Here is a 25,520-nt window from a genome sequence, read left to right as displayed (position 1 = left end):
AAAAAGAGATCACATCCCGATGTGCTGCCAAAGTAAAATGCATTTATCAATTTTCAACCGTACAGGATTATAAGCACTGGAAATTAAAAACCAGCAGTTACTTCCTGCAGTTCAGCTAAAACTCAAAACATCACTTGGCACGATCCAATTCTGGAACGCAGCGGTCAAAATAAAACTCTGAACCAAAACTTTGGTGTTTCGAGCATAAAGCCCTGTCAATAAATCAAATTGACAAAATGGAAAATCTCAACAATTTAACTTTTGACCAAAGAAACAAAGGCCTTTCTAAAACTATATGATTCATTAATAAAAACATAAAAAACACTAAATAAATGAAAAAATTGAAGCCCACTCTAGGGCGAGTCCAACATTTCATCGTCATAATTTTACTGCTGATTAGCAATCTAGCTTTTGCCCAGCTGAGAGGTCTCAGCGCTGGAATATCACTCAAGATGACTGCAGGTGAAGAAAATGGTCAAACGCAATTGGTACCATTCACAGCGGTAACTTCCGATAACTTCACTACAAATTCAAATGTGGTTAAAATTGCAGTTGATGCGTTTGATTGTTCAGGAAAAATCTACAGTTTGGCTGGAGCTACAGGAGAAATCAAAGCATTCATAGATCCTGCCACATCAGGTACACTGGGAACTGTCGTAAACACGACTGCTTATCCCGTCAAACCTGCAAGTTCTGCCAATGGTGCAAATGCCTTGGGATACAGCAATCTGACCAATAAATTTTATTATGTTCAGATTCAGGCTACTTCTGGTAACAATACTTTTGTAAGTTATGATCCTGCTACCAATTTGTACGAAACGCTGGCGGGAACAACAGGAACTATTTACAGAGGTACCGTAACTACTAATGGTTCTGGCTATTATGCTATTACCAATGGTAATGTATTAAAATATTACAGCATTACAAATAATACTTGGACGACAATTACAAGCACTTATGTAGATCAAAACGGAGCCAGCCTTACATCACTTCTTGCCAGCTATGGTGGTGGCGATATCGCTATGGATGGTAACGGTGATCTTTGGATCTTGGCAGGTACCGGCTCTAGCCCAACAGCTTACGTTTTCAGAGCTAAGAGCCCAGTTCCTACAACAAATATGGGAGCAACGCCTTTGGTTTTGGAACAAATTGTAAAACAAGATATTGGAAGTAGTCCTAATGGTATTGCTTTCAGTCCGACCGGTGAAATGTACATCACTACCAATACAACCTTATTCAGAATGAATGGCGACTTTACCATCTCCTCTATCGGTGCAATATCGCCTGCAGGAGGTGGTGGAGATTTAACAAGTTGTGCATTTCCGATAAGCCCATTTGCAGTATCTGATTTCGGTGATGCGCCCGATACTTATAAAACATTCCTTACATCCGATGGTCCAAGGCATAGAGCTTCTCAATATGATGCCATAACCAATACTGCATCATTGATGATTGGGAACAAATTAGATTTAGAAATTAACGGAAGTCCTAATACGAGTGCAAATGGCGATGATCTGAGTAATATCAATGATGAAAACAGCATCTCAATTACAACCTTGTATACATCATCCACTTCTTACACCGCTGTTGTTCCTGTAGTCAATACAACAGGAGGTAGCGCAACACTGAAAGGCTGGATAGATTTTAACAAAAACGGAATTTTTGATTCGTCAGAATCTGCTACAGTGACCGTTCCAAATGGTGCAACAAGCGTTTCGCTTACCTGGACAGGATTATCAGGATTAACAGCAGGAGATACTTATTACCGACTGAGAATTGCAAAAAACGCTGCAGATATCACACTGCCAACAGGTTCTGCCTTCGGAGGGGAAGTAGAAGATGGAAAATTAACAATTCCCGGATATTGCTATGATGACCCAACTTTGGATCCAGGACAACTCTACCCTGTAAAACATGGCATAACAGTTCTTGGAAGAGCAAACGCTGGAGATTGGCCAACAATCAGAAACTCTGCATACACAGCATTGGAAAGCAAGACCAAAGGTTTCGTGATCACCAGAAACAGCAATCCAGAAACGACTATCGCAATTCCGGTTGTGGGAATGATGGTTTTCGATACCGATGAGAACGCAGGCGCAGGTTGTATTAAGATCTACACCGGCGCGGGCACTGGAGAAGGCTGGAAATGTTTCAACACTCAAGGTTGCAGCGTACTTCTTCATTAAATAGTGAAATCTAACTTTCAGAGTATTAAAAGTCTTAAGTTCTCAAACAACATAAAAAATCATGAACAAAACAGCAATTATTTTAACCATATTTCTTTCGGCTCTGGCATTTTCCCAGGTAAGAATAGGAGCTACAAATTCGGCAGCCAATGTTTCCAGTACCTCCGTATTGTTGGAATTTGGTACAGATGGTAACAAAGGTATTATCCTTCCTTACGTTGAAACGGTACCTACAGGAGCGAACAATTCAAAAGGCGGCACCATCATCTTTGATGTTTCTGCAAACACGGAGTACAAAGTAAAAATTAAAAATGAAAACAACGGTTGGAAAGATCTCAGTGGAATATCGGGATACTCATCCAATGTCGAAACAGCGGTAAAGACGCCACAAGCTTTGCCATTAGCAGATCAAAATAATGCAAAAGTCATTATAGGTGACGCTAATACTACGACAGACGGTGTCCTGGTATTAGATTCTACAGATAAAGCATTGGTTTTACCAATTGTTTCCAGTTATACCGCTATCATAAATCCCTCTCCGGGAATGATGGCATTCCTAAAGGGACTAACAGCAGATGAGCATCGCTTGATTATCTTCAACGGACAGAAATGGACATTTTGGAAACCTTAGAGAAAATAAAATAGGCTATGATAAAGCGAATAGATCTTAAAAATCTATCCGCTTTTTTGTTATAAATATTTTTTCGAAGTTAATATATGTGTAAAGTGCTATAATTTTATTTGCTTATCAAGTAATGAATGGTTTTAGACTTAAATATTGATGACATTTTGAAAAAGTTACAAGCTATAAAATTATCATAGTATTTTACTACGCTTCTTATCATTAAATAAAAAAATCCCGTCTCGTAATAAAACGAAACGGGATTATTTATGTTAAGAAAAAAATCTTAAGCTTGTACGTTGTTACCTCCAACTACGAAAGGCTCCAATTCTTTGATCTCTCCGAATTGCTGCTCATAGTTAGTGATGTTTTGTTGCAATGCTGCTAAAACTCTCTTTGCGTGAAGTGGCGCAAGAATTACTCTTGAACGCACGTTCGCTTGCTGTACACCTGGCATCAATTGGATGAAATCCACTACGAATTCTGATGGAGAATGGTTTACCAATGCTAGGTTGCAATATGCTCCTGCAGCTACCATTTCGTTTAGATTGATGTTGATGTTGTTTGGATCTTGGTTTTGATTATTGTCCATTTTGTTTTGTTATTTTTTTTATTAAAATTTGAGGTTGTGAAAGTATAAAAAATAATTCCAAACCTCAAATTTCATTTTGATTAATTTTAGTTAATGTCCTCGAATTCTTTTCTAGAACCTACGATCACATTTTGGTAATCCTTAAGACCTGTACCTGCAGGGATTCTGTGTCCTACGATTACATTTTCTTTAAGACCTGTCAGGAAGTCGATCTTACCAGACACTGCTGCTTCGTTTAGAACCTTAGTCGTTTCCTGGAACGATGCTGCAGACATAAATGATTTGGTTTGAAGTGCCGCTCTTGTAATACCTTGTAGTACAGAAGTTGCAGTTGCAGGAAGTGCTTCTCTTACTTCAACCAATGCCTGATCTTCACGTCTTAGTTTCGAGTTCTCATCTCTAAGTTCTCTAGCTGTGATCATCTGTCCTGGTTTGAATTCTTTAGAATCTCCCGCTTCCATTACTACTTTCAGACCAAATACTCTGTTGTTCTCTTGCAAGAAGTCGTATTTGTGTTCCAAAGCTCCTTCTAGGAACTGCGTATCTCCGCCATCCACAATCGATACTTTTGTCATCATCTGACGAACAATGATCTCGAAGTGCTTGTCATCGATCTTCACCCCTTGAAGACGGTAAACCTCCTGAATTTCATTAACCAAATATTCCTGAACCGCAGTTGGACCTTTGATCTTCAAGATATCGTCTGGCGTCACAGAACCATCGGAAAGTGCGCCTCCTGCATACACGAAGTCATTTTCCTGAACAAGGATCTGGTTGGATAATTTAACCAAATATTTCTTGATCTCTCCAGTTTTAGCTTCCACAATAAGCTCACGGTTACCTCTTTTGATTTTACCGTAAGAAACTACACCGTCAATCTCTGTAACAACCGCTGGGTTGGAAGGATTTCTAGCTTCGAATAACTCGGTAACTCTCGGAAGACCTCCGGTGATATCCCCTGCTTTCGCAGATTTTCTTGGGATCTTGATCAAGACCTTACCAGCCTTGATTTTCTCACCATCGTTTACCATAATGTGGGCTCCAACCGGTAAGTTGTAACCTTTTTGCTCCACACCTTTGGAGTCAACAACTCTAAGGGTAGGAACGGCTTTTTTATTTCTAGATTCAGAGATTACTTTCTCTTCAAAACCAGTCTGCTCATCGATCTCCAATACGAAAGAGACACCTTGGATAATATCCTCGTACTCTACCTTACCAGAGTTCTCTGCAATGATTACCGCGTTATAAGCATCCCACTTAGCAATCATATCTCCTTTTTTCACTTTGTCACCTGGCTGTACAAACAACTCGGATCCATAAGGAACGTTAGCGATCATAATCGGTGTTCTAGCTTCGTTGTCAGCTACCAAACGGAATTCAGTTGAACGGGAAACAACGATATCTGCTGACTCTCCATTTTCACCTTCCGATTTAATAGTTCTAACCTCATCCATCTCAACGATACCATCACGTTTTGCAACGATGCTTGGATTTTCTGAGATGTTATTTGAAACCCCACCTTGGTGGAACGTTCTCAATGTCAACTGAGTTCCCGGCTCACCAATAGACTGTGCAGCGATTACACCAACAGCTTCTCCCATATGGATGCCTTTACCTGTTGCAAGGTTACGACCATAACATTTTGCACAGATACCTTTTTTAGCCTCACAAGTCAATGGAGAACGAACTTCTACAGCTTCGATTCCAGCTTCCTCGATCTGCTTAGCCACTGCTTCTACGATCAACTCGTCCGCTTGTGCCAAGATCTCATCCGTTTCCGGGTGATAGATATTGTGAAGCGAAACTCTACCAAGAATTCTCTCAGCGATTTTTTCTACGATATCATCGTTTTTCTTAAGTGCAGTAATTTCTGTACCTCTAAGTGTTCCACAGTCTTGTTCTGTAATGATAACATCCTGTGCAACATCCACCAATCTTCTGGTCAAATAACCAGCATCGGCAGTTTTAAGAGCGGTATCCGCAAGACCTTTACGAGCACCGTGGGTAGAGATAAAGTATTCCAAAATCGACAAACCTTCTTTAAAGTTTGCAAGAATCGGGTTTTCAATAATCTCAGCACCAACAGAACCTGCTTTTTGTGGTTTTGCCATCAATCCCCTCATACCAGATAACTGACGGATCTGTTCCTTAGAACCCCTCGCACCAGAATCAAGCATCATATATACAGAGTTGAATCCACCTTGATCTACTTTCATTCTGCTCATAATCATTTCGGTAAGGCTGGCGTTGGTATTAGTCCAAACGTCAATTACCTGATTATAACGCTCTGTATCTGTGATAAGACCCATATTATAGTTAGCCTTGATCTCATCTACAGTTTCGATAGAAGTTGCGATCATTTTCTTTTTCTCAACCGGGATCACGATATCTCCTAGAGAGAATGAAAGTCCACCTTTGAATGCGTTTGCATATCCAAGATCTTTCATATCATCCAAGAACTTCACCGTAGTTGGGAAATCTGTGTCTGCCAATACCTGACCAATTACATTTCTAAGAGATTTCTTAGTCAATAACTCATCGATATAACCAGAAGCTTTCGGTACGATCTGGTTGAATAAAATTCTACCAACTGTCGTAGGGAATAACTTCGTTGTAATGACACCATTCTCTTTGATTGGAAGACGACATCTTACTTTTGCATTAAGAGAAACTTGTCCCTCAGCATAAGCGATCTCTACTTCTTCTGGAGAATAGAAAGCAAGACCTTCGCCTTTTACTTTCATATCATCTGTAGAATCCAATTGTTTGGTCATAAAATATAGACCCAAAACCATATCCTGAGATGGTACCGTGATAGGAGAACCATTTGCAGGGTTAAGGATATTCTGAGAACCCAACATTAATAGTTGCGCTTCCAAAATAGCTTCTGGACCTAAAGGTAAATGCACCGCCATCTGATCCCCATCGAAATCGGCGTTGAAAGCCGTCGTTACCAATGGGTGAAGCTGGATCGCTTTACCTTCGATCATCTTCGGCTGGAATGCCTGGATACCAAGTCTGTGCAAAGTAGGTGCTCTGTTCAATAGTACAGGGTGACCTTTCATTACACCTTCCAAGATATCATAAACTACAGGCTCTTTTCTGTCGATGATCCTTTTAGCTGATTTTACAGTTTTTACAATTCCTCTCTCGATCAGTTTTCTGATGATGAACGGTTTGTAAAGCTCTGCAGCCATATCTTTCGGGATACCACACTCGTGAAGTTGAAGACTCGGTCCTACAACAATTACCGAACGAGCGGAGTAATCTACCCTCTTACCAAGTAAGTTCTGACGGAAACGACCTTGCTTACCTTTCAATGAGTCAGAAAGGGATTTCAATGGTCTGTTTGATTCAGATTTTACGGCAGAAGATTTTCTTGTATTATCGAATAATGAATCTACTGATTCCTGAAGCATACGCTTCTCATTTCTCAAGATCACTTCCGGAGCTTTGATTTCCAATAATCTCTTCAGACGGTTGTTTCTGATGATCACCCTTCTGTAAAGGTCATTCAAGTCAGAAGTTGCGAAACGTCCTCCATCCAATGGAACCAATGGTCTCAATTCTGGTGGTATAACTGGAAGTACACGCATGATCATCCACTCAGGCTTGTTGATCATTCTTGTATTGGCACCTCTCAATGCTTCTACAACATTTAATCTTTTAAGAGCCTCGGTTCTTCTTTGTTTAGAAGATTCGTTGTGCGCTTTGTGTCTTAGATCGAATGATAAAGAATCAAGGTCGATTCTCTTCAACAATTCTTCAACCGCTTCTGCTCCCATTTTCGCAAGGAATTTGTTCGGGTCAGAATCATCAAGATATTGATTTTCTACAGGAAGCGTTTCCAGAACATCCAGATATTCTTCTTCCGTAAGGAATTCTTTGTCATCGAAGTCAGAACCGTCTGCTTTCTTAGCAATACCTTGCTGGATCACGACGTATCTTTCGTAATAGATGATCATATCCAATTTCTTGGAAGGAATACCTAATAAATAACCGATTTTGTTTGGTAAAGAACGGAAATACCAGATGTGCGCTACAGGAACAACCAGACCGATGTGTCCGATTCTTTCTCTACGTACTTTTTTCTCTGTTACTTCTACCCCACATCTATCACAAACGATCCCTTTGTAACGGATACGTTTGTATTTTCCACAAGCACACTCGTAATCCTTTACAGGACCAAAGATCTTCTCGCAGAACAATCCATCTCTTTCCGGCTTGTGTGTACGATAGTTAATCGTTTCTGGTTTTAAGACCTCTCCTCTCGATTCCTGAAGAATGGATTCTGGTGAAGCTAAACCAATAGTGATTTTAGTAAATCTACTTGTTTTATTTTTATTTGACATTTGTTTTATGTATTTGATTAAAAGATTGAAACATTAAATGATTAAAAAATTACTTTTAGAAATCATTCTTTTCAACCATTGGTTAATAATTTAATTTTAAATTTTTTGATAATTTAATTTAAATTACTCTTCCAATCTTACATCAAGTCCAAGACCCTGTAACTCGTGAAGTAATACGTTGAAAGATTCCGGAATACCTGGTTCAGGCATTGCTTCTCCTTTCGCGATCGCTTCGTAAGTTTTCGCTCTACCAATCACGTCATCTGACTTCACAGTCAAGATCTCTCTCAAGATATTGGATGCTCCAAAAGCTTCTAGAGCCCAAACCTCCATCTCTCCAAATCTCTGACCTCCAAATTGCGCTTTACCTCCTAATGGCTGTTGCGTGATCAATGAATATGGTCCGATAGAACGTGCGTGCATCTTGTCATCTACCATGTGTCCTAGTTTCAGCATATAGATCACCCCTACAGTTGCAGGCTGAGTAAATCTCTCCCCAGTTCCACCATCGTACAAGTGTGTACTTCCGAATTTCGGAACGCCAGCTTGTTCTGTGTATTCTGTGATCTGCTCTAGCGTTGCACCATCAAAGATCGGTGTTGCAAACTTAAGTCCTAGTTTGGTACCAGCCCATCCAAGAACAGTTTCGTAGATCTGACCAATGTTCATACGAGAAGGTACCCCAAGTGGATTCAATACGATATCTACTGGTGTTCCGTCTTCTAGGAACGGCATATCCTCTTCACGAACGATTCTTGAAACGATACCTTTGTTACCGTGACGACCAGCCATCTTATCACCAACATTCAATTTACGTTTCTTAGCGATGTAAACTTTAGCTAGTTTGATAATCCCTGCAGGCAACTCATCTCCGATAGACAATGCAAATTTCTCACGGTTTTTAACCCCTGCAAGATCGTTGTATTTGATCTTGTAGTTGTGAACCAATTGTTTGATCAATTCATTCTTGTCAGAATCAACGGTCCAATCTGCACCACTGATGTTGTTATAATCTTCAACATTTTGAAGTAATCTCAATGTGAATTTAGTTCCTTTGCTGATCACTTCTTCTTCAAGATCGTTTTGTACACCTTGAGAAGTTTTCCCAGAAACCAATGTATTCAATTTGTCGATCAAAGTATTTCTTAGACCGTCGAACTTAGCTTTGTAAGTATTTTCGATCTCTTCCAATTTGATCTTCTCTTCGCTTCTTTTCTTTTTGTCCTTGATATTTCTAGAGAACAATTTTTTGTTGATCACAACTCCTCTCAATGAAGAATCTGCTTTCAATGAAGCATCTTTCACATCACCAGCTTTGTCTCCGAAGATCGCTCTAAGAAGTTTTTCTTCCGGTGTTGGATCAGATTCACCTTTTGGAGTGATCTTCCCGATAAGGATATCACCAGGCTTCACTTCTGCTCCGATTCTGATCATACCATTCTCATCAAGATCTTTGGTAGCTTCTTCAGAAACGTTAGGAATATCTGCTGTCAGTTCTTCCATACCTAATTTGGTATCTCTAACTTCAAGAGAATATTCGTCCACGTGAATCGATGTAAACCAGTCCTCACGAACTACTTTTTCATTGATTACGATCGCATCCTCAAAGTTGTAACCTTTCCAAGGCATAAACGCAACTACTAAGTTTCTACCAAGAGCTAACTCTCCGTTTTCAGTTGCGTAACCGTCGCAAAGAACTTGTCCTTTTTCTACTACATCACCTACTCTTACGTTTGGTCTTAGTGTAATGGTCGTACTCTGGTTGGTTTTTCTGAACTTGGTCAGTTTATAAGTTTTAGTTGCAGAGTCAAAGTTAACTAGATCGTCTTCTTCGCTTCTTTCGTATTTAATCGTGATCTTCTCAGCATCCACATATTCTACAACTCCAGTTCCTTCTGCATTGATCAAAACTCTAGAGTCTCTAGCTACTTGTTTTTCCAAACCTGTACCTACAACTGGTGCCTGAGGATTCAGCAATGGAACAGCCTGACGCATCATATTCGATCCCATCAACGCTCTATTCGCATCATCGTGCTCCAAGAATGGAATCAATGAAGCAGAAATACCAGAGATCTGGTTTGGTGCAACATCGATCAAATCCACTTGTTGAGGCTCAACTACTGGATAATCTCCATCTAGACGAGCAATGATTCTGTCTGTTTGGAAAACACCATTATCATCCAACTCAACGTTTGCCTGAGCAATTACTTTGTATTCCTCATCCTCAGCATTTAGATAAGTTGGAGCAGCTTGTAGATCTACTTTACCGTCTTCAACTTTTCTATAAGGCGTCTCGATGAAACCAAGCGTGTTGATCTTCGCATACATTCCTAGAGAAGAGATCAAACCAATGTTTGGTCCCTCTGGCGTTTCAATCGGACAGATACGGCCATAGTGTGTATGGTGAACGTCACGAACCTCGAAACCTGCTCTTTCTCTTGATAAACCACCAGGTCCTAGGGCAGAAAGTCTACGCTTGTGCGTGATCTCTGATAGAGGATTGGTCTGGTCCATAAACTGAGAAAGCTGGTTGGTACCAAAGAATGAATTAATAACAGACGTCAAAGTCTTAGCATTAACCAAGTCAACCGGTGTAAAGATCTCGTTATCTCTAACGTTCATTCTTTCTTTGATCGTTCTAGCGATTCTAGAAAGACCTACGCCGAATTGTCCAGACAATTGCTCTCCAACAGTTTTGATCCTTCTGTTTGACAAGTGATCGATATCATCTACCTCAGCTTTTGAGTTAACTAGCTCGATCAAGTGTTTTACGATAGAGATGATGTCTTCTCTCGTCAATACTTGATTTTCCTGAGAGATGTTAAGACCCAATTTTTTATTAAGTCTGTAACGACCTACTTCACCTAATGAATATCTCTGCTCGGAGAAGAATAGTTTTTCAATGATTCCTCTTGCAGTTTCCTCATCTGGTGCATCAGCATTTCTCAACTGACGGTAGATATATTCAACCGCTTCTTTTTCGGAGTTGGTTGGATCTTTTTGTAACGTGTTCTGGATGATAGAGAACTCGCTGCTATTTTCTTTGTGGATCAAGATCGACTTAACGCCAGAATCCAAAATAACATCAAGGTGTTCTTTTTCAAGAATCGTTTCTCTGTCTAGGATGATCTCGTTTCTTTCGATAGAAACCACCTCACCTGTATCCTCGTCTACGAAATCTTCGAACCAAGTGTTCAAAACTCTCGCAGCCAATGTTCTTCCTTCTACTTTTTTAAGCGCTGCTTTGGAAACTTTCACTTCCTCAGCAAGGTCGAAGATCTGAAGAATCTCTTTATCAGATTCGAAACCGATCGCTCTTAACAATGTAGTTAAAGGTAATTTTTTCTTACGATCGATATACGCATACATTACGTTATTGATATCCGTCGTAAACTCCATCCAAGATCCTTTGAAAGGGATAATTCTTGAATAATAAAGTTTGGTACCATTTGCGTGGTACGTCTGTCCGAAGAATACACCCGGAGACCTGTGTAACTGAGTTACGATAACACGTTCTGCACCATTGATGATGAATGAACCAGAAGGTGTCATATAAGGAACCGGACCTAAATAAACATCTTGTACAACAGTCTGGAAATCTTCGTGTTCCGGATCTGTACAGTATAGTTTAAGTCTAGCTTTTAGAGGCACGTTGTACGTCAAACCTCTCTCAACGCACTCATCTATAGAGTAACGAGGAGAATCTACCAGATAGTCTAGGAATTCCAAAACGAATTGGTTTCTAGAATCTGTAATTGGGAAATTTTCCTGGAACGTTTTGTAAAGTGATTCGTTCAAACGTTGCTCAGGAAGCGTGTCTAACTGGAAAAACTCCTTGAAAGACTGGATTTGGATGTCCAAAAAGTCAGGGGTGTCGATTCTACCTTTCGCAGTGGAAAAGTTGATTCTTTCCGTTCCTTTCACTTTTTGTGTGGCCTGTGTTTTACTCATAAAATTATAAGAAAAAATGGTTAAAAAATATTTTGATTCACAAAAAATATCAGGAAAAACTTAAGAAACAAGATAAAAGGCAAAAGGAAAAAGTGTTTTGGCGCGCACGTGAGACCTTGGCTTTTAACTTATTAATCTGATTCTTCCTAAGAGCAACACCGGTATATCTTTTCACGGTGTAGTGCAAAATATTTTATTTTTTTTGGTTTGAAGTAACGGTATCATTAAACAGAAAATGCCCTTCCATTAAGATGAAAGAGTATTCGTTATTTAAAGTATAATATTAAGTCGCGCCAAAAGATGGTGCAAATATACAAATTATTATTCAAAATAAAAAACCACTTCCTTTCGAAAGTGGTTTAGAAATATTTAATTATGAATATCTTACGGTTGTTTTGTCCAGAAAGACCATTCTCTGCCATTGAAAAAAGCCAACTGGTTCGGCGTGGTTCCTGTGACATAAACCATCATCCCAGCACTTGGATTTACAATATCTGCAAATGAATTCACTCTTGGTAGAATCATCGCTTTGTTCGTATCTCCTAACACCAAAATCCCAGAAGTTGTATCCGTGGTTGGAACTCCTCCTATTAAGGCTTTTGCGCTAGTATTTTCTGTATTGGCATCAGGAACATTTGCTGTGGTAGGCGCATAAGCTCCGGCAGATAAATCTACCCAACCTGTAATTGCAGTTGCATTTTGCGCAGTTGCGGTACCAAATTTAATTTTCTGATCAGCACTGTCAAAAATCAACGTTCCGGGAACAGGCGTAGTAACACTGGTTGCTGATGTCACCCAAGGTAAAACGATTCCTTTTTGTCGTAATCCACCTGCGTCTGTCGCATTACCGAATTCCAAAGATACTGTTGCATTTGCCGGAGCGCTTGAAGGGTTGGTTTTACCAATTGTTACTTGTCCAAAAGATACAATGGATGTCAATACGGATAAAAATATTATATATGTCTTCATCTTTTCTTTTCTTATTGATTATTACAAGTTTGTACAGAGAAACAAGACCAAGTTGTTCCATCATAAATTTTAAGACAATTGACAGTGGTATCATAAACCATCATACCAACCACGCCAACAATAGAACTTAATGATGAGGTAGGAACTCTGTTAATTACAAAACCTTTGGTCTTTGCATCCAGAGTTGTGTACGCTCCTTTGATTTTGATTGGCCAATCTGTAGTTCCTCCACCTGCTCTTTCAAGCGCTGTGAAACCTTGGCTGGTAGATAATCCACCAACGCCCGGACTTGTTGCAGGACGGAAGCATCTGTCACATTCTACATCTCTTGCCGCTGCATTTTGTGAAGTTCCGACACCTTGCCCAACATCCATAGTTCCATCTGTATTATCCACAAGACCAGCTAAGTTGGAAGCATTTGTAGTTGCATTAAAATTGACACCTGCATAATTCACTAATTGAGGAACCCCATTAGAAGATGGCGTTGTACTAATGATTTGTGCTGGCGTACCAGTCGTTGTACCATTATAAGTTACTTTGATCTGGCCACGGTTTGCGATTGGCAGACTAGTCATAGAATTGACCTGATCATATCTTACAGCTTCACTGCCTTCAATTGCATCTGGACAGCCGTCACCATCGCTATCTACGTCAAATTGGTTGGAAATCCCATCATTATCAGGATCACAGAATCCATTTTTGATACCTTGACCTCTACCGGTAATGTAAGTTGTTCCTACTACTGGTTGACTTAGGGCAATTGAGTTAGGCCCTGACTGATTCCAAATAATCGTATTAAATGAATTACCGTTGTAAAGCTGAAGAGGGAATAACTGTCCGTTACTAGCTTTGCTTCCATACATATTTACAGAACCGTTTTTGTGGATAATAATTCTTACCAAAGGCGTAGCAGCACTTCCCGTCATTTGATAAATTTCTGGAATCCCACCGTTACCGTATCGGGATCCATCTAGGAATCTGACATTATCTGTTTGATCCGGCTGAAACTCCAGTACAGAAGTTGATAGATTAACCCCATTGATATTCAAGTTGAAAGAGTTATCAAGCGTATAAACATCGAATATAAATCCTAGATCTGCAGCTGGTGCAGAAAAGTTTGTTACAGTTCCGTTCGTGGAGTTATAGTCAACACTTACAAAAGCATCAGGACATTCAAAAATATCAAGAATACCGTCGTTATCAGAATCCAGATCCTGTGAGTTTCCAATACCATCGCTGTCCGTATCCGCTTCAACTATTACATTTACTGAACAAGCGGTAGTACTACCATTAAGATTGACAGAAAGAGTTCGTGTACCGGCAGCTCCTGTTCCATTATAGATTAACGGAACCTGTATGGACGTAGTAGATCTTGTAATAGCAGCAGAGTACGCTGGATTCGTAAAATCAGTGCCGGTAACATTAATAATATAATTACCGTCTTCATAAACGTTTGTAATTGGAATGGTAATGAATTTTTGTGAATTACTTGGTACTCCTGCAACAAATGGCACATTAGAAGTCTGTGTGATTCCGCTACAAGTAAATTGAAACGGAACATAATATGGAACAGTTCCTAAATCTAAATTTTGAAAATTCCCACCTGTGTATGTCGCAAACAAAGTAGAAGTACCGTCAAACATATTAATCCTACGTATTGTTACAACTTGAGGATTGTTGGTAACGGTGGCAACGTATACATAACCTTGCAAATAAGCCATCCCTTGTATTGTTGTTAAGGAAATTCCAGCAGGACCAGTGATGGCGGGAGATGCTTTTGTAGCAACACCAGCTGGAGTAATTTTATATAAATATCTTGTCGTAGGATTATTTGTAGGAAAGTTGATAAACATATAAATGTTGTTCAGATAATCATAAAACGTATCGGTACCTAGCGTAGTACCATTTGTCCATTCATTATCTCCTGTTACAGCTATCGGTGCACCGCTTGGATAGATTGGGTAAATTGTTTTAGAATTAGATCCAAAACCATAGGTATTTCCAAAGTATGCCCCAGGTACATTATTTGTTGCAAAACCACCAATTGTCAAGTTATTACCAGAAGGTAGTACTGTTCCATTAATAGCTGTTCCGTTTTTATAAATAGCAGAGTTAACAGTTGGATCAATATTAGATTGTAAAAAAACAAGATTACCTGGATTACCACCCTGTACGTCATAACCTACAGCAAGGTTACTTGCATTGGCTGCAGCGCCACCTGGAATACCTGGATTATTTACTGGCGCAGGCAAAGCTATGGCTGTGGCAGCATTAGCAGGCGGTGTTGTGATGTCGTATATTCTTCCTGTAGCTTGTAGAGATAAATAAAGCCTGTCTGCAGAAGCCTGAGAATACAGCATTCCTGTCCCTATAAGCAGGAAAACCGTTATATAAAGTAGATTTAATTTTTTCATAGAAAATTATTATTGATAAATAATTGATCGCTATGAATTGAAAAATTCATAGAAATAGTAGATCGAAAAGTTGAAAATTAAATCAGAGAAGGTGGTGGTCTCACGGAATAGTCATTATGAAAGACTTGTGATTTCGAATTATTATTCTGATAAAAATAATTGACAAAATAAGAAAACAACAAAGAAACTTTTACTAATTTATCAGTATAAATCAGAAAGTACTTTGATGTAAGTAGATCATTGCTTGGCGTCACAAAAGAACTGCCCGACGCATTGGAGCCCAAGAGAAATTGATCACCTTCTGCTCCGTTTCGAATGATAATTTCTACAGCTTTTTTAGGTAAATCAACAGGTTTGTATTGATCGCTTTTCTTGGATGCTAAAACTATATTTGTTGGTTTCTTCTTTTCAGATTCTTTGGGAGAAAATTGGATTGAGGTTTTAGCACTAATTTTCAGGCCGTGATCCTGGCTGATTTCAATTGTAGAATGTTCCTGTAAATCCTTATTATTAGAAACCTGCTTATTAAAAGCTTCATCTTTTGAATAGATGAATGCATCATCTATAACAGTAATGACAACTTGGCTATTTAGATCTTCCTCACTCTTGATTTCCTGAGCCGAAAATGGAATGATAAAAAATGAAAAAAGAAGTACAAAAACCAGCTTGATTTTACTTAAAAAATCAATACCAATTCCTACCTGCGCGTTGAAAGACAGTAAGTCTTTTTTCATCGCGCAAAATTACTAAAAATAAGCCTGTCGTTGGGCTTAAAATTAACTTTTGTTAATCCATATTACGGAAAATTAACACAAAAAACGCCCAAACCTAAGTCTGGGCGTCTATATTTGGATGTAAACCAGAATTATTTCAATTCTACTTCAGCACCAGCTTCTTCAAGTTGTTTCTTAAGAGCTTCAGCTTCGTCTTTAGATACACCTTGCTTGATTGCAGCAGGAGCACCATCTACCATATCTTTAGCTTCTTTAAGACCTGCACCAGTTAAATCTTTTACCAATTTAACAACTGCTAATTTAGAAGCACCTGCAGCTTTAAGGATCACGTCGAATTCTGTTTTCTCTTCAGCAGCTTCTCCACCACCTGCAGCAACTACTACTGCAGCAGCAGCTGGCTCAATTCCGTACTCATCCTTAAGGATAGTAGCTAATTCGTTTACGTCTTTTACTGTTAAGTTTACTAGCGTTTCAGCTAAATTTTTTAAATCTGACATTGTTGTAATGTTTTTTGTTGATTATTGATTGATTTTTTTGAGTTCTAATTATTCAGCAGCTGGAGTTTCCTCAGTGCTTTCTGCAGTTGGAGCTTCTGGAGCTGCCTCAGCAGGCGTTTCTTCTACTGCAGGAGCCGCTTCTTCAGCGCTTGCTTCTCCAGCTTCAGATTTGTTTTGAAGAGCAGAAACAACTCTTTGGATTGGAGACTGAAGCAATCCGATGATTTCACCGATCATTTCTTCTCTAGACTTGATGCTTACTAGAGCGTCTAGGTTCTCATCACCAACATAGAAAGTTTCTTGTACGAAAGCAGATTTAAGAGCTGGTTTCTCTTCTTTCTTTCTGAAATCTTTGATCAATTTTGCTGGCGCGTTAGCCGTTTCAGCAATCATCAATGCAGAGTTTCCTTTGAAAGTTTCGAACATCTCAGCGTAATCTACACCTTCGATCTGTTCCATTGCTTTTTGAAGCAATGTGTTCTTCACAACTTTTACTTTGATATTTTGTTTGAAAGCTTGTCTTCTGAAATCAGATGATTTAGAAGCGTTCAATCCTTCAAGATCTGCTACATAAACTACTTTTGCATCCTGAAGCAAGTCTTTGATCTCTTGTATTGCTACAACTTTTTGGTCTTTTGTCATTGTCTTAAGGATTATAATTAGTTAACAGATTTAGTATCAATTGCAATTCCAGGACTCATTGTAGAAGACAAATAGATGCTTTTTACATAAGTTCCTTTTGCAGCAGTTGGTTTTAACTTAATCAATGTTGAGATCAACTCAGCAGCATTTTCTTTAAGTTTAGCAGCATCGAAAGATACTTTACCAATACCTGCGTGGATAATACCATATTTATCTACTTTGAAGTCGATCTTACCAGCTTTCACCTCAGCTACAGCTTTTCCGATGTCCATAGTTACAGTACCAGACTTAGGGTTTGGCATAAGACCTCTTGGTCCCAAAACTCTACCCAAAGGTCCTAGTTTACCCATAACTGCAGGCATAGTCACGATAACGTCAACATCTGTCCAACCGTTTTTGATCTTAGTCAAATACTCGTCAAGACCTACATAGTCTGCACCAGCTTCTTTCGCTTCTGCTTCTTTGTCTGGAGTTACCAAAGCCAAAACTTTGATATCTTTACCAGTACCGTGAGGAAGAGATACAACACCTCTTACCATTTGGTTTGCTTTTCTTGGATCTACACCCAATCTAACAGCGATATCTACAGATGCGTCAAATTTTGCAAAATTTACTTCTTTCACCAAAGCAGATGCTTCGTCAAGATTGTAAATTTTATTTTTTTCCACTTTGCTTAAAGCTTCTTTTTGCTTTTTTGTCAATTTTGCCATTTCTTTAAGTTTTAAGCGTTAGTTGGTTTAGTTCCTGTTACTCTCAATCCCATAGATCTAGCAGTACCAGCTACCATAGAAATTGCAGGATCTACAGAGAAACAGTTAAGATCTCCCATTTTGTCCTCTGCAATCTTCTGAACCTGAGCCCAAGATACAGCACCTACTTTGTTTCTGTTAGGTTCTCCAGAACCACCTTTCAATTTTGCAGCTTCCAATAATTGGATTGCAACTGGAGGTGTTTTGATGATGAATTCAAAAGACTTGTCTTCATACACCGTGATAACTACCGGAAGAACTTGACCAGGTTTATCCTGAGTTCTACCGTTGAATTGTTTACAAAACTCCATGATGTTCACACCTGCAGAACCCAATGCTGGACCTACTGGTGGAGAAGGGTTGGCAGCGCCACCTTTCACCTGAAGTTTTACCATTTTAAAGACTTTTTTAGCCATTTTAATGTTTTGATTTGATTAATAAATAATTGAATGTGGAAGCATTAATTATTCAACATAAGTCACTTCGCATAAAAGAAGACCTACATTTCGGATTGCAAAAGTATAAATAAATTTTGAAACAGCAAACGGAATGTGTTGATTTTTAGTTATTTTTTACTAAAAATTTCTAAAGCCTTTTCTACAAACACATCTTTTCCGTTTTTGATATCTTGCTGACTTTCATTAATAAAAATATCGGGAACAACACCAACTGCATGAAATTGGGAACCATCGGGATTGATTACCTTTAAGCCTGTAAACCCAATCGTAAATTCGTTTAATAAATGAATATCATTTCTGTTTCCGTTTGCTCCGGCTGTTGCTCTGCCAATAATTGTTGCTAATTTGTAATGTTTTACTACTTGCGAAAACATTTCTGCATTACTTACGCTTCTTTCATCAACAAGCAATACGTTATTGGTTTTCAGCGGATGATCTGAAATAAATTTTCTTAAACGATGACCATTACAAGTTTCTTTATAATTTTTAAAATCAGGGAGATAAATCTCTCTTCCACAAAGCCATTTTGTAGAATCTTCAACAGGCAAAAGATAATTCAGCAATCGATGCGATTGGTCGGTTCTTGGGTATCCTCTTAGATCAATAATTAAATTTTTTATACTTTCTAATGGTGGGAATTTCGGCTTCCATTTCTTCGGCAGAAAGTTTATCCATATTTACATAATAGGTTTCAGGATTTATTTCTTTCGATTTTGTGACATCTTCTCTTGTGTAAAAATCAAAATTCTGAGAATATTCACGGTCTCTTTTTACAATAATTTCTTTATTATTTTTTAAAGTTAAAGTAATGGTGCTGTTTTCCGCCGCTCTCAGTAAAGATTGTGGAGCTAACCAATTTCTATACTGTTTTGAACCGGAAATGTATTGTTGCAGATCAGCGATGACTTTTTGAGTTTCCGTACCATTAATTTTTGTGATAATGTCGCCTTTTTCAACTCCTACAATTCCTAAAGCAACACTTTTAACAATTAATTCATTATTTAAAAACCTCAAAGCAATTCCGGGAGCAAATTTGTTTTTATCATTCACACTTTTGTTGAAAACCGACATGTGTCCGTCATCAAAATTCGAAGTGAATTTTTTCAGTGTAAGATAATTGTCATCTTCATTTTGGTCATCATAAGCATCTTTCAAGGCTTCTTCCAACACTTTGTCCCAATCGGTTTTCACAACATCTTGGTAAGGATAAAAATGTTTAAAAATATTCCAACTGATGATGACGTTTGCCAGAGCGATATTTCTATTGAATTTTCCAGATTTTAATTGAGATTTCAATTCATCAAATTTGAGCTTGTCCGAAATAGGCAACGTAGATTTTTCATCGGAATAAACCACAGTTGGAACGTTCAAATTAAAATTATTTGAGAGATTTATTGTAAGATATTTATCCCAATCAATCGTGTGAGAATCGGCATTTGCATTAGATTTATTTACAATTTTCAAAACAGAATCTGAACGTTCAGTTTGGTTCGTTGGTTTATTCGCCTTCCAGTTAACATCTGTGAAACCTGGAAGATTATAGGAAATCCATTCATTTTTATCATTCAAATACAAAAGTTTTAAATTTTGAAATTCGGATCCCCCTTTTGAAGACATCAAGCCTATATTAATTTTACTAACTGATTTATCATTATCAATCAACAGTTCTTTTTTCTCCCAATTATTCGAAGTTACAGGTTCGTGTTGATGTGTTTTAAAATTTGGCTTTTCATTTCCGGCGTTATAAACATTGGTGTACACAAAACTTTCGGTGTCATTTGTACTTTTTGCTTCGTAGGTAATTTTTATTTGAGAATCAATTTTCTCAGGATTCATCGTTAAGGAAACAAAATTAAATATCTTTCTCGAAGATTCTGCCCTGTTCGATCTTTTGCTAGAATAAATACTTTTTTCTTTTACGACATCAATTCCCAATCCTTGATGAATCCAAAAAACGGGAACCAAATTTTTATCATTCCAAACATATTTTTTTTCATTAAATGTAACAGAAGGCGCAATTGGCGAGAATATATTTTTCAGAGTTCCCTCAAATTCTTTTTGATCTTTTGCTTTGGATATTTGTTCGATTCCGTAGGAAGCAAAATAATTCCAGTTGATTTGCGAGGCTTCATCGCTCGGATGAAAATATCTTACAATTCCGTAAGCTTTAGCAAAATCTTTTAATTTTTGAAGTTCAGCAGTAGTTTGAGAAAACACCATTCCTGAAAACAAAATAAATAATAACGTAGTTTTCTTCATAGATAATTTTTTTTGGCCAAAATAGAACTAATCGCTATTCCTTTTAAGCATATTTAATTTCATTAAAGAAAATTAACAAATATTAATAGTTGTTAGGATTTTTTGAGAAGAAATGCTTGTTTCAGAATTAACAAATCTTAAAAGAATGAAGGCAGATTATTTTAAATTATTTTTAAATTTAAAAAATGAACTCAACTACAAAAATCATTATCGGAATCATTTTCGGTTCTTTTGGAATTTTCATTTTTTCAATCTCCTATAAATCTACTCTTTCCTATTATCTAGGAGATCAAGTGAATGTGAAAATTCATAAAATTGACAGTACATCTTATAAAAAAAACACTAATATTAATTACAACTATTCCGCTTCCGTAAGTTTTGATTATAAAGGAAAAATAATTTCAGACAAGAAATTGTATATTTCAGAAGATGAAAAAGCAAAAAATTCAATTTACAGAAATTACCATCCTACTTTCGGATATTCGAAAGAGAGCGATGCGCCTTTTTCATGGGTTATTAATATGATTGGGATTGCGTTTATATTCTCTGCGATACTTTTGTTTATAAATAAATTCAAATGATTTTCAATAATAATGAATTGATTTTTTCTGAGTTTAAATTTATTTTAGAGCACAAAAAAAAGCTATCAAAATTTGATAGCTTTCTATATTTTAAAAGTATAATTTTTTATACTACTTTTTCTACTTGCATAAAGCTTAGTTCCATTGGCGTTTTTCTTCCGAAGATCAAAACAGAAACTTCCACTTTTTTCTTGTCTTCTAAGATTTTTTCAATCGTTCCGTTGAATCCGTTGAAAGGACCATCGACCACTTTCACGTTTTCTCCAACTACGAAAGGAATTTCTACATCTGTAGCAAATTCAGAAAGTTCATCCATTCTTCCGAGCATTCTGTTGACTTCAGACTTTCTCATTGGAACTGGCTCACCTCCTTTTGTCAAACTTAAGAAAGAAATTACGCCAGGGATATTTTTGATTACGTGAGGTACTTCTCCAATCAGATCAGCTTCCACCATTAGGTAACCAGGATAGTAAGGTTTTTCTTTCGGAACTTTCTTACCATTTCTGATTTGGATCACTTTTTCCATCGGAATTACTACCTGAGTGACGTAAGCCTCCATATTCATTCTCTGGATCTCGCTCTCAATATAGTTCTTCACCTTATTTTCCTGTCCGCTAATAGCTTTCAGCACATACCATTTCGATTCGCTCATTAGGAAAGTATTAGGGATTAGTTAAACATATTAATAAACGTCGCAATAAAATTCTTTATCGTTACACTGAAAAGTGAATCCACTCCGAATGTAAATAAAGCAAGAATAACAGTAGTGATAGAAACTACAATCGTAGAAGATTGCAAGTCTGCCCATTTTGGCCACTCTACTTTATCTTTGAATTCTGTGTAAGAACCTTTTAAAAATTCTACTAAGCTCATTATTTTCTTTTTGCACGGGCACTAGGATTCGAACCCAGATCAACGGTTTTGGAGACCGGTATCCTACCATTGGACGATGCCCGTAGATTAAAAAAGTTCCGTAAGTTTCCTTACGGAACTTTTTATATTATTTAGATAATTAGTCTGTGATTTCAGTAACCTGACCAGCACCTACTGTTCTACCTCCTTCTCTGATCGCAAATCTAAGACCTACGTTAAGAGCGATTGGTTGCAACAATTCTACAGTGATAGTTAAGTTATCTCCAGGCATTACCATTTCTACACCTTCTGGCAAGAAGATCTCACCTGTAACGTCAGTTGTTCTAACGTAGAACTGAGGTCTGTATTTGTTGTGGAATGGAGTGTGACGTCCACCTTCTTCTTTAGAAAGGATATAAACCTCTGCTTTGAAGCTTTTATGTGGTTTAACAGAATCTTTCTTAGCGATAACCATACCTCTCTTGATGTCAGTTTTTTCAATACCTCTCAACAATAGACCTACGTTATCTCCAGCTTCACCTCTATCTAAGATCTTTCTGAACATCTCAACACCAGTGATAGTAGAAGTCAATTTCTCATCACCCATACCTACGATATCAACAGGATCTCCTGTATTGATTACACCTGATTCAATTCTACCAGTTGCAACAGTACCTCTACCTGTAATAGAGAATACGTCTTCGATTGGCATCAAGAATGGTTTATCCTGATCTCTAACTGGAAGTTCGATCCAAGTATCAACAGCATCCATTAATTCTTCGATTTTACCTACCCATTTAGCATCACCGTTCAATCCACCTAAAGCAGAACCTTGGATGATTGGAGCGTTGTCTCCGTCATATTCGTAAGAAGATAAAAGATCTCTGATCTCTAATTCTACTAATTCTAATAATTCTTCATCATCTACCATATCTACTTTGTTCATGAAAACAAGTACGTTAGGTACGTTTACCTGACGGCAAAGCAAGATGTGCTCTCTAGTTTGAGGCATTGGTCCGTCTGTAGCAGCTACTACTAGGATAGCTCCATCCATTTGAGCAGCACCAGTTACCATGTTTTTTACGTAATCCGCGTGACCTGGACAGTCAACGTGAGCGTAGTGTCTGTTTGCAGTTTCGTACTCGATGTGAGCAGTATTGATAGTGATACCTCTTTCTTTTTCTTCTGGTGCAGAATCGATAGAAGAGAAATCTCTTGCAGTTCCGAATCCTTTATCAGATAACACTTTACTGATTGCAGCTGTAAGTGTAGTTTTACCATGGTCAACGTGACCAATAGTACCAATGTTCAAGTGGGGTTTGTTACGATTAAACGTTTCCTTTGCCATGATTTAATATTTATTAATTAATTATTTATTTTTTTCGGTTTGCAAATATAACGATTTTTTGAATATCAAAAATATTTTTATTAAAAATTTCGATATTCAAATTCAAAAACCACAAACCAAAGCATTTTTGTCTTTTGACGTTGCAAATTTACATAAAAAAATCAATTAAAAAAAGCGCATTAAATCCAATATCATTTTTATCTCGTATATGCTTATTGAAACTCTAAAAAAATAAGCTTTATGAAAAAATTATTCAAATTTTGTGTGGCAACTGTTGCCATTGTCTCGGTAATCTCTTGTGATAATGATGACACCATCACCGGAATGCCGGAAGAACCAGCTGTAACCGTGGGTCCAAATCAACTGGCCTATGGACTTACGGAGAACAATGAACTTGTTGCTTTCAACGCCAACAACCCTTCTACGTTCAGTTCGAAAACCGCAATTGCAGGTATTGCTACAGGAGAAAAATTGTTAAGCATTGATTTCCGACCAGCTACAGGTGAACTCTACGCTTTGTCTAATGCTAGTAAGTTCTACATCATCAATACTGCGACAGCAACTTCCAGAGTTGTAAGCACGACGGCTTTCACGCCCGCAATTACGGGAACAATCGCCTCCATTGATTTCAATCCTACAGTGGACCGCATCAGATTGGTTTCAAATACAGGCCAAAATCTTCGTCTAAATCCTGAAAATGGAGCTCTTGCCGCTATGGACACCAGCATTGCCACTACATCTTCGATTGCCGGAATCGCTTACACCAATAGTAAATCAGGTGCTTCTTCTACAATTCTATATGATCTGGATATGACTTCAGGAAAATTATTCAAACAAGACCCGCCGAATAATGGAACTTTGGTAGAGGTCGGCAGTTTGGGAATCACCTTCACTGGACAGGCAGCATTTGACATCAATCCGGACAATAGCGTGGCATTGATTGCAACCACTAAAGATTCTAAAAACAATCTTTACACGTTGGACCTTACCAATGGTAAAACCACAAACATTGGAACCTTATCTCAAAAACTGATCGACATTGCTATTCCAACTGATGCCGTTGCTTACGCTATTGATGCTTCGAATACACTACAAATCTTTAACCCCAACAAACCAGAACCCGTTTCAAAAGCAATCACTGGATTGCAAAATGGAGAAGGTATTTTGGGAATCGACTTTAGACCTTTGAATGGACAACTTTACGCTTTGGGAAGCTCTAGCAGAATCTACACGATCAATCTAGGAACTGGCGCTGCAACTCAAGTTGGCTCTGGAACACTTTCTACACCACTTATCGGAACCGAATTCGGATTTGATTTCAATCCGACGGTTGACAGAATTAGAGTCGTAAGTGATGCTGGACAAAATCTTAGATTAAATCCAATTGATGGCGCTGTGGCAGCAGTAGATGGCATCATAAACCCGGGAACACCGACGTTAAGCTCTGCAGCGTACACAGACAACTTCGCTGGCGCAACAACGACTTCACTGTTTGTAATCGACCACAACACCGATAAATTATATCTTCAAAATCCACCGAATGCTGGAACATTAGTAGAACGAGGCGCTTTGGGAATCAACATCACTTCAAACAACGGATTTGATATCGGAAGTACAAGCCAGAAAGCATACTTGGTAGCGACCGTCGGTACTGAAACTAAAATCTATACGGTAAACACTACGAATGCAGCCGCAACAGCTGTTTCAAACTATCCGAATATGGTCAAAGGATTTGCTGTAGGATTAGGATTCTAAAAACAACCTTAGATCTTCATAAAGAAGCCCGGAATAGAAATCTATTCTGGGCTTCTTATTTTAACAACAGTTTTAATTTAAACATAAAAAATCCCGAACGGATTCGGGACCTTCTGAGCCAACTACGGGATTTGAACCCGTGACCTCTTCCTTACCAAGGAAGCACTCTACCCCTGAGCTAAGTCGGCCTAAAAAAAAATCACATTCCGTAAGGTTTGTGATTTTGAGCGAAAGACGGGGGTCGAACCCGCGACATTCAGCTTGGAAGGCTGACGCTCTACCAACTGAGCTACTTTCGCATTTTGTTTCCAAAAAGGTTGGTTAACGGTGTGCAAATTTAGAAATAAATCTTATAATCTGCAAATAAATTTTTTATAAAAAAAGTGGGGAGAGCAGGATTCGAACCTACGTAGCCGAAGCAGCTGAGTTACAGTCAGCCCCATTTGACCGCTCTGGTATCTCCCCAAAATTTTTCTATAAATGAGCCTCCAGAGGGACTCGAACCCACGACCTGCTGATTACAAATCAGCTGCTCTAGCCAACTGAGCTATGGAGGCAT

Annotated in this window: 19 protein-coding genes and 5 tRNA genes; 4 read left to right on the top strand and 20 right to left on the bottom strand. The window is 38.2% G+C overall.

Going from position 1 to position 25,520, the window contains the following annotated elements:
- Window positions 1-332: 332 nt before the first annotated feature.
- Together PQ459_06795 and PQ459_06790 are read left to right on the top strand one after the other, a co-directional pair.
- Complete coding sequence (locus tag PQ459_06795; protein ID WDF48178.1) at window positions 333-2,186, top strand: GEVED domain-containing protein; 1,854 nt, start codon at window positions 333-335, stop codon at window positions 2,184-2,186.
- 61 nt (window positions 2,187-2,247) lie between these two features.
- Window positions 2,248-2,817, top strand: a complete 570-nt coding sequence (locus tag PQ459_06790; GenBank protein ID WDF48177.1) for a hypothetical protein — start codon at window positions 2,248-2,250, stop codon at window positions 2,815-2,817.
- Between the two features lie 277 nt (window positions 2,818-3,094).
- On the opposite strand, the gene PQ459_06785 is transcribed toward PQ459_06790, so the two are convergent.
- The 12 genes from PQ459_06785 to PQ459_06730 form a co-directional block, all read right to left on the bottom strand.
- Window positions 3,095-3,400, bottom strand: coding sequence for a DUF3467 domain-containing protein (locus tag PQ459_06785; GenBank protein WDF48176.1), 306 nt, complete (start codon window positions 3,398-3,400; stop codon window positions 3,095-3,097).
- Between the two features lie 86 nt (window positions 3,401-3,486).
- Window positions 3,487-7,752, bottom strand: a complete 4,266-nt coding sequence (gene rpoC / locus PQ459_06780) for a DNA-directed RNA polymerase subunit beta' (protein WDF48175.1) — start codon at window positions 7,750-7,752, stop codon at window positions 3,487-3,489.
- Between the two features lie 123 nt (window positions 7,753-7,875).
- Window positions 7,876-11,703 carry a DNA-directed RNA polymerase subunit beta gene (gene rpoB / locus PQ459_06775; protein ID WDF48174.1) on the bottom strand — a complete coding sequence of 1,276 codons (3,828 nt, stop codon included), beginning with the start codon at window positions 11,701-11,703 and terminating at the stop codon, window positions 7,876-7,878.
- 384 nt (window positions 11,704-12,087) lie between these two features.
- Window positions 12,088-12,672 carry a hypothetical protein gene (locus PQ459_06770; GenBank protein WDF48173.1) on the bottom strand — a complete coding sequence of 195 codons (585 nt, stop codon included), beginning with the start codon at window positions 12,670-12,672 and terminating at the stop codon, window positions 12,088-12,090.
- A gap of 11 nt (window positions 12,673-12,683) precedes the next feature.
- Complete coding sequence (locus PQ459_06765) at window positions 12,684-15,086, bottom strand: thrombospondin type 3 repeat-containing protein (protein WDF48172.1); 2,403 nt, start codon at window positions 15,084-15,086, stop codon at window positions 12,684-12,686.
- Window positions 15,087-15,163: 77 nt separating this feature from the next.
- The gene (locus PQ459_06760; GenBank protein ID WDF48171.1) at window positions 15,164-15,820 is read right to left on the bottom strand and encodes a hypothetical protein; all 657 of its coding nucleotides are present in this window, start codon (window positions 15,818-15,820) and stop codon (window positions 15,164-15,166) included.
- Window positions 15,821-15,951: 131 nt separating this feature from the next.
- Window positions 15,952-16,317, bottom strand: coding sequence for a 50S ribosomal protein L7/L12 (gene rplL / locus PQ459_06755; GenBank protein WDF48170.1), 366 nt, complete (start codon window positions 16,315-16,317; stop codon window positions 15,952-15,954).
- Between the two features lie 48 nt (window positions 16,318-16,365).
- On the bottom strand, window positions 16,366-16,959 hold the full coding sequence (rplJ, locus tag PQ459_06750; protein WDF48169.1) for a 50S ribosomal protein L10: 594 nt from the start codon (window positions 16,957-16,959) through the stop codon (window positions 16,366-16,368).
- A 17-nt stretch (window positions 16,960-16,976) separates the two neighbouring features.
- Window positions 16,977-17,669: a 50S ribosomal protein L1 gene (gene rplA / locus PQ459_06745; GenBank protein WDF48168.1), complete on the bottom strand. Its 693-nt coding sequence runs from the start codon at window positions 17,667-17,669 to the stop codon at window positions 16,977-16,979.
- Window positions 17,670-17,680: 11 nt separating this feature from the next.
- Window positions 17,681-18,124 carry a 50S ribosomal protein L11 gene (gene rplK / locus PQ459_06740; GenBank protein ID WDF48167.1) on the bottom strand — a complete coding sequence of 148 codons (444 nt, stop codon included), beginning with the start codon at window positions 18,122-18,124 and terminating at the stop codon, window positions 17,681-17,683.
- Window positions 18,125-18,273: 149 nt separating this feature from the next.
- Window positions 18,274-18,729 (bottom strand): S41 family peptidase, encoded by a 456-nt coding sequence (locus PQ459_06735; GenBank protein ID WDF48166.1) that lies wholly within the window; start codon window positions 18,727-18,729, stop codon window positions 18,274-18,276.
- Window positions 18,730-18,766: 37 nt separating this feature from the next.
- Window positions 18,767-20,425: a hypothetical protein gene (locus tag PQ459_06730; protein ID WDF48165.1), complete on the bottom strand. Its 1,659-nt coding sequence runs from the start codon at window positions 20,423-20,425 to the stop codon at window positions 18,767-18,769.
- Between the two features lie 185 nt (window positions 20,426-20,610).
- Here PQ459_06730 and PQ459_06725 point away from each other — a divergent pair, with 185 nt between their 5' ends.
- Complete coding sequence (locus tag PQ459_06725; protein WDF48164.1) at window positions 20,611-21,006, top strand: hypothetical protein; 396 nt, start codon at window positions 20,611-20,613, stop codon at window positions 21,004-21,006.
- A gap of 106 nt (window positions 21,007-21,112) precedes the next feature.
- Here the strand turns inward: PQ459_06725 and nusG are convergent, their stop codons facing one another.
- The 4 genes from nusG to tuf form a co-directional block, all read right to left on the bottom strand.
- On the bottom strand, window positions 21,113-21,658 hold the full coding sequence (gene nusG / locus PQ459_06720) for a transcription termination/antitermination protein NusG (protein WDF48163.1): 546 nt from the start codon (window positions 21,656-21,658) through the stop codon (window positions 21,113-21,115).
- A 17-nt stretch (window positions 21,659-21,675) separates the two neighbouring features.
- Window positions 21,676-21,879 carry a preprotein translocase subunit SecE gene (gene secE / locus PQ459_06715; GenBank protein WDF48162.1) on the bottom strand — a complete coding sequence of 68 codons (204 nt, stop codon included), beginning with the start codon at window positions 21,877-21,879 and terminating at the stop codon, window positions 21,676-21,678.
- Window positions 21,880-21,892: 13 nt separating this feature from the next.
- A tRNA-Trp gene (locus tag PQ459_06710) sits at window positions 21,893-21,963 on the bottom strand.
- Between the two features lie 55 nt (window positions 21,964-22,018).
- A complete protein-coding gene (gene tuf / locus PQ459_06705) occupies window positions 22,019-23,206 on the bottom strand; it encodes an elongation factor Tu (protein WDF48161.1) in 1,188 nt (395 codons plus the stop codon).
- A gap of 240 nt (window positions 23,207-23,446) precedes the next feature.
- On the opposite strand from tuf, the gene PQ459_06700 reads away from it, so the two are divergent.
- A complete protein-coding gene (locus PQ459_06700; protein ID WDF48160.1) occupies window positions 23,447-24,961 on the top strand; it encodes a DUF4394 domain-containing protein in 1,515 nt (504 codons plus the stop codon).
- A gap of 116 nt (window positions 24,962-25,077) precedes the next feature.
- On the opposite strand, the gene PQ459_06695 is transcribed toward PQ459_06700, so the two are convergent.
- The 4 genes from PQ459_06695 to PQ459_06680 all read right to left on the bottom strand — a co-directional run bounded on the left by PQ459_06695 (window position 25,078) and on the right by PQ459_06680 (window position 25,518).
- Window positions 25,078-25,149, bottom strand: a tRNA-Thr gene (locus PQ459_06695).
- A 38-nt stretch (window positions 25,150-25,187) separates the two neighbouring features.
- A tRNA-Gly gene (locus PQ459_06690) sits at window positions 25,188-25,260 on the bottom strand.
- Between the two features lie 85 nt (window positions 25,261-25,345).
- Window positions 25,346-25,426, bottom strand: a tRNA-Tyr gene (locus PQ459_06685).
- An 18-nt stretch (window positions 25,427-25,444) separates the two neighbouring features.
- Window positions 25,445-25,518, bottom strand: a tRNA-Thr gene (locus tag PQ459_06680).
- Window positions 25,519-25,520 lie beyond the last annotated feature (2 nt).

The sequence above is a fragment of the Chryseobacterium sp. KACC 21268 genome, from assembly GCA_028736075.1.
Classification (GTDB): domain Bacteria; phylum Bacteroidota; class Bacteroidia; order Flavobacteriales; family Weeksellaceae; genus Epilithonimonas.
This window is presented reverse-complemented; position numbering and strand designations above follow the sequence as displayed.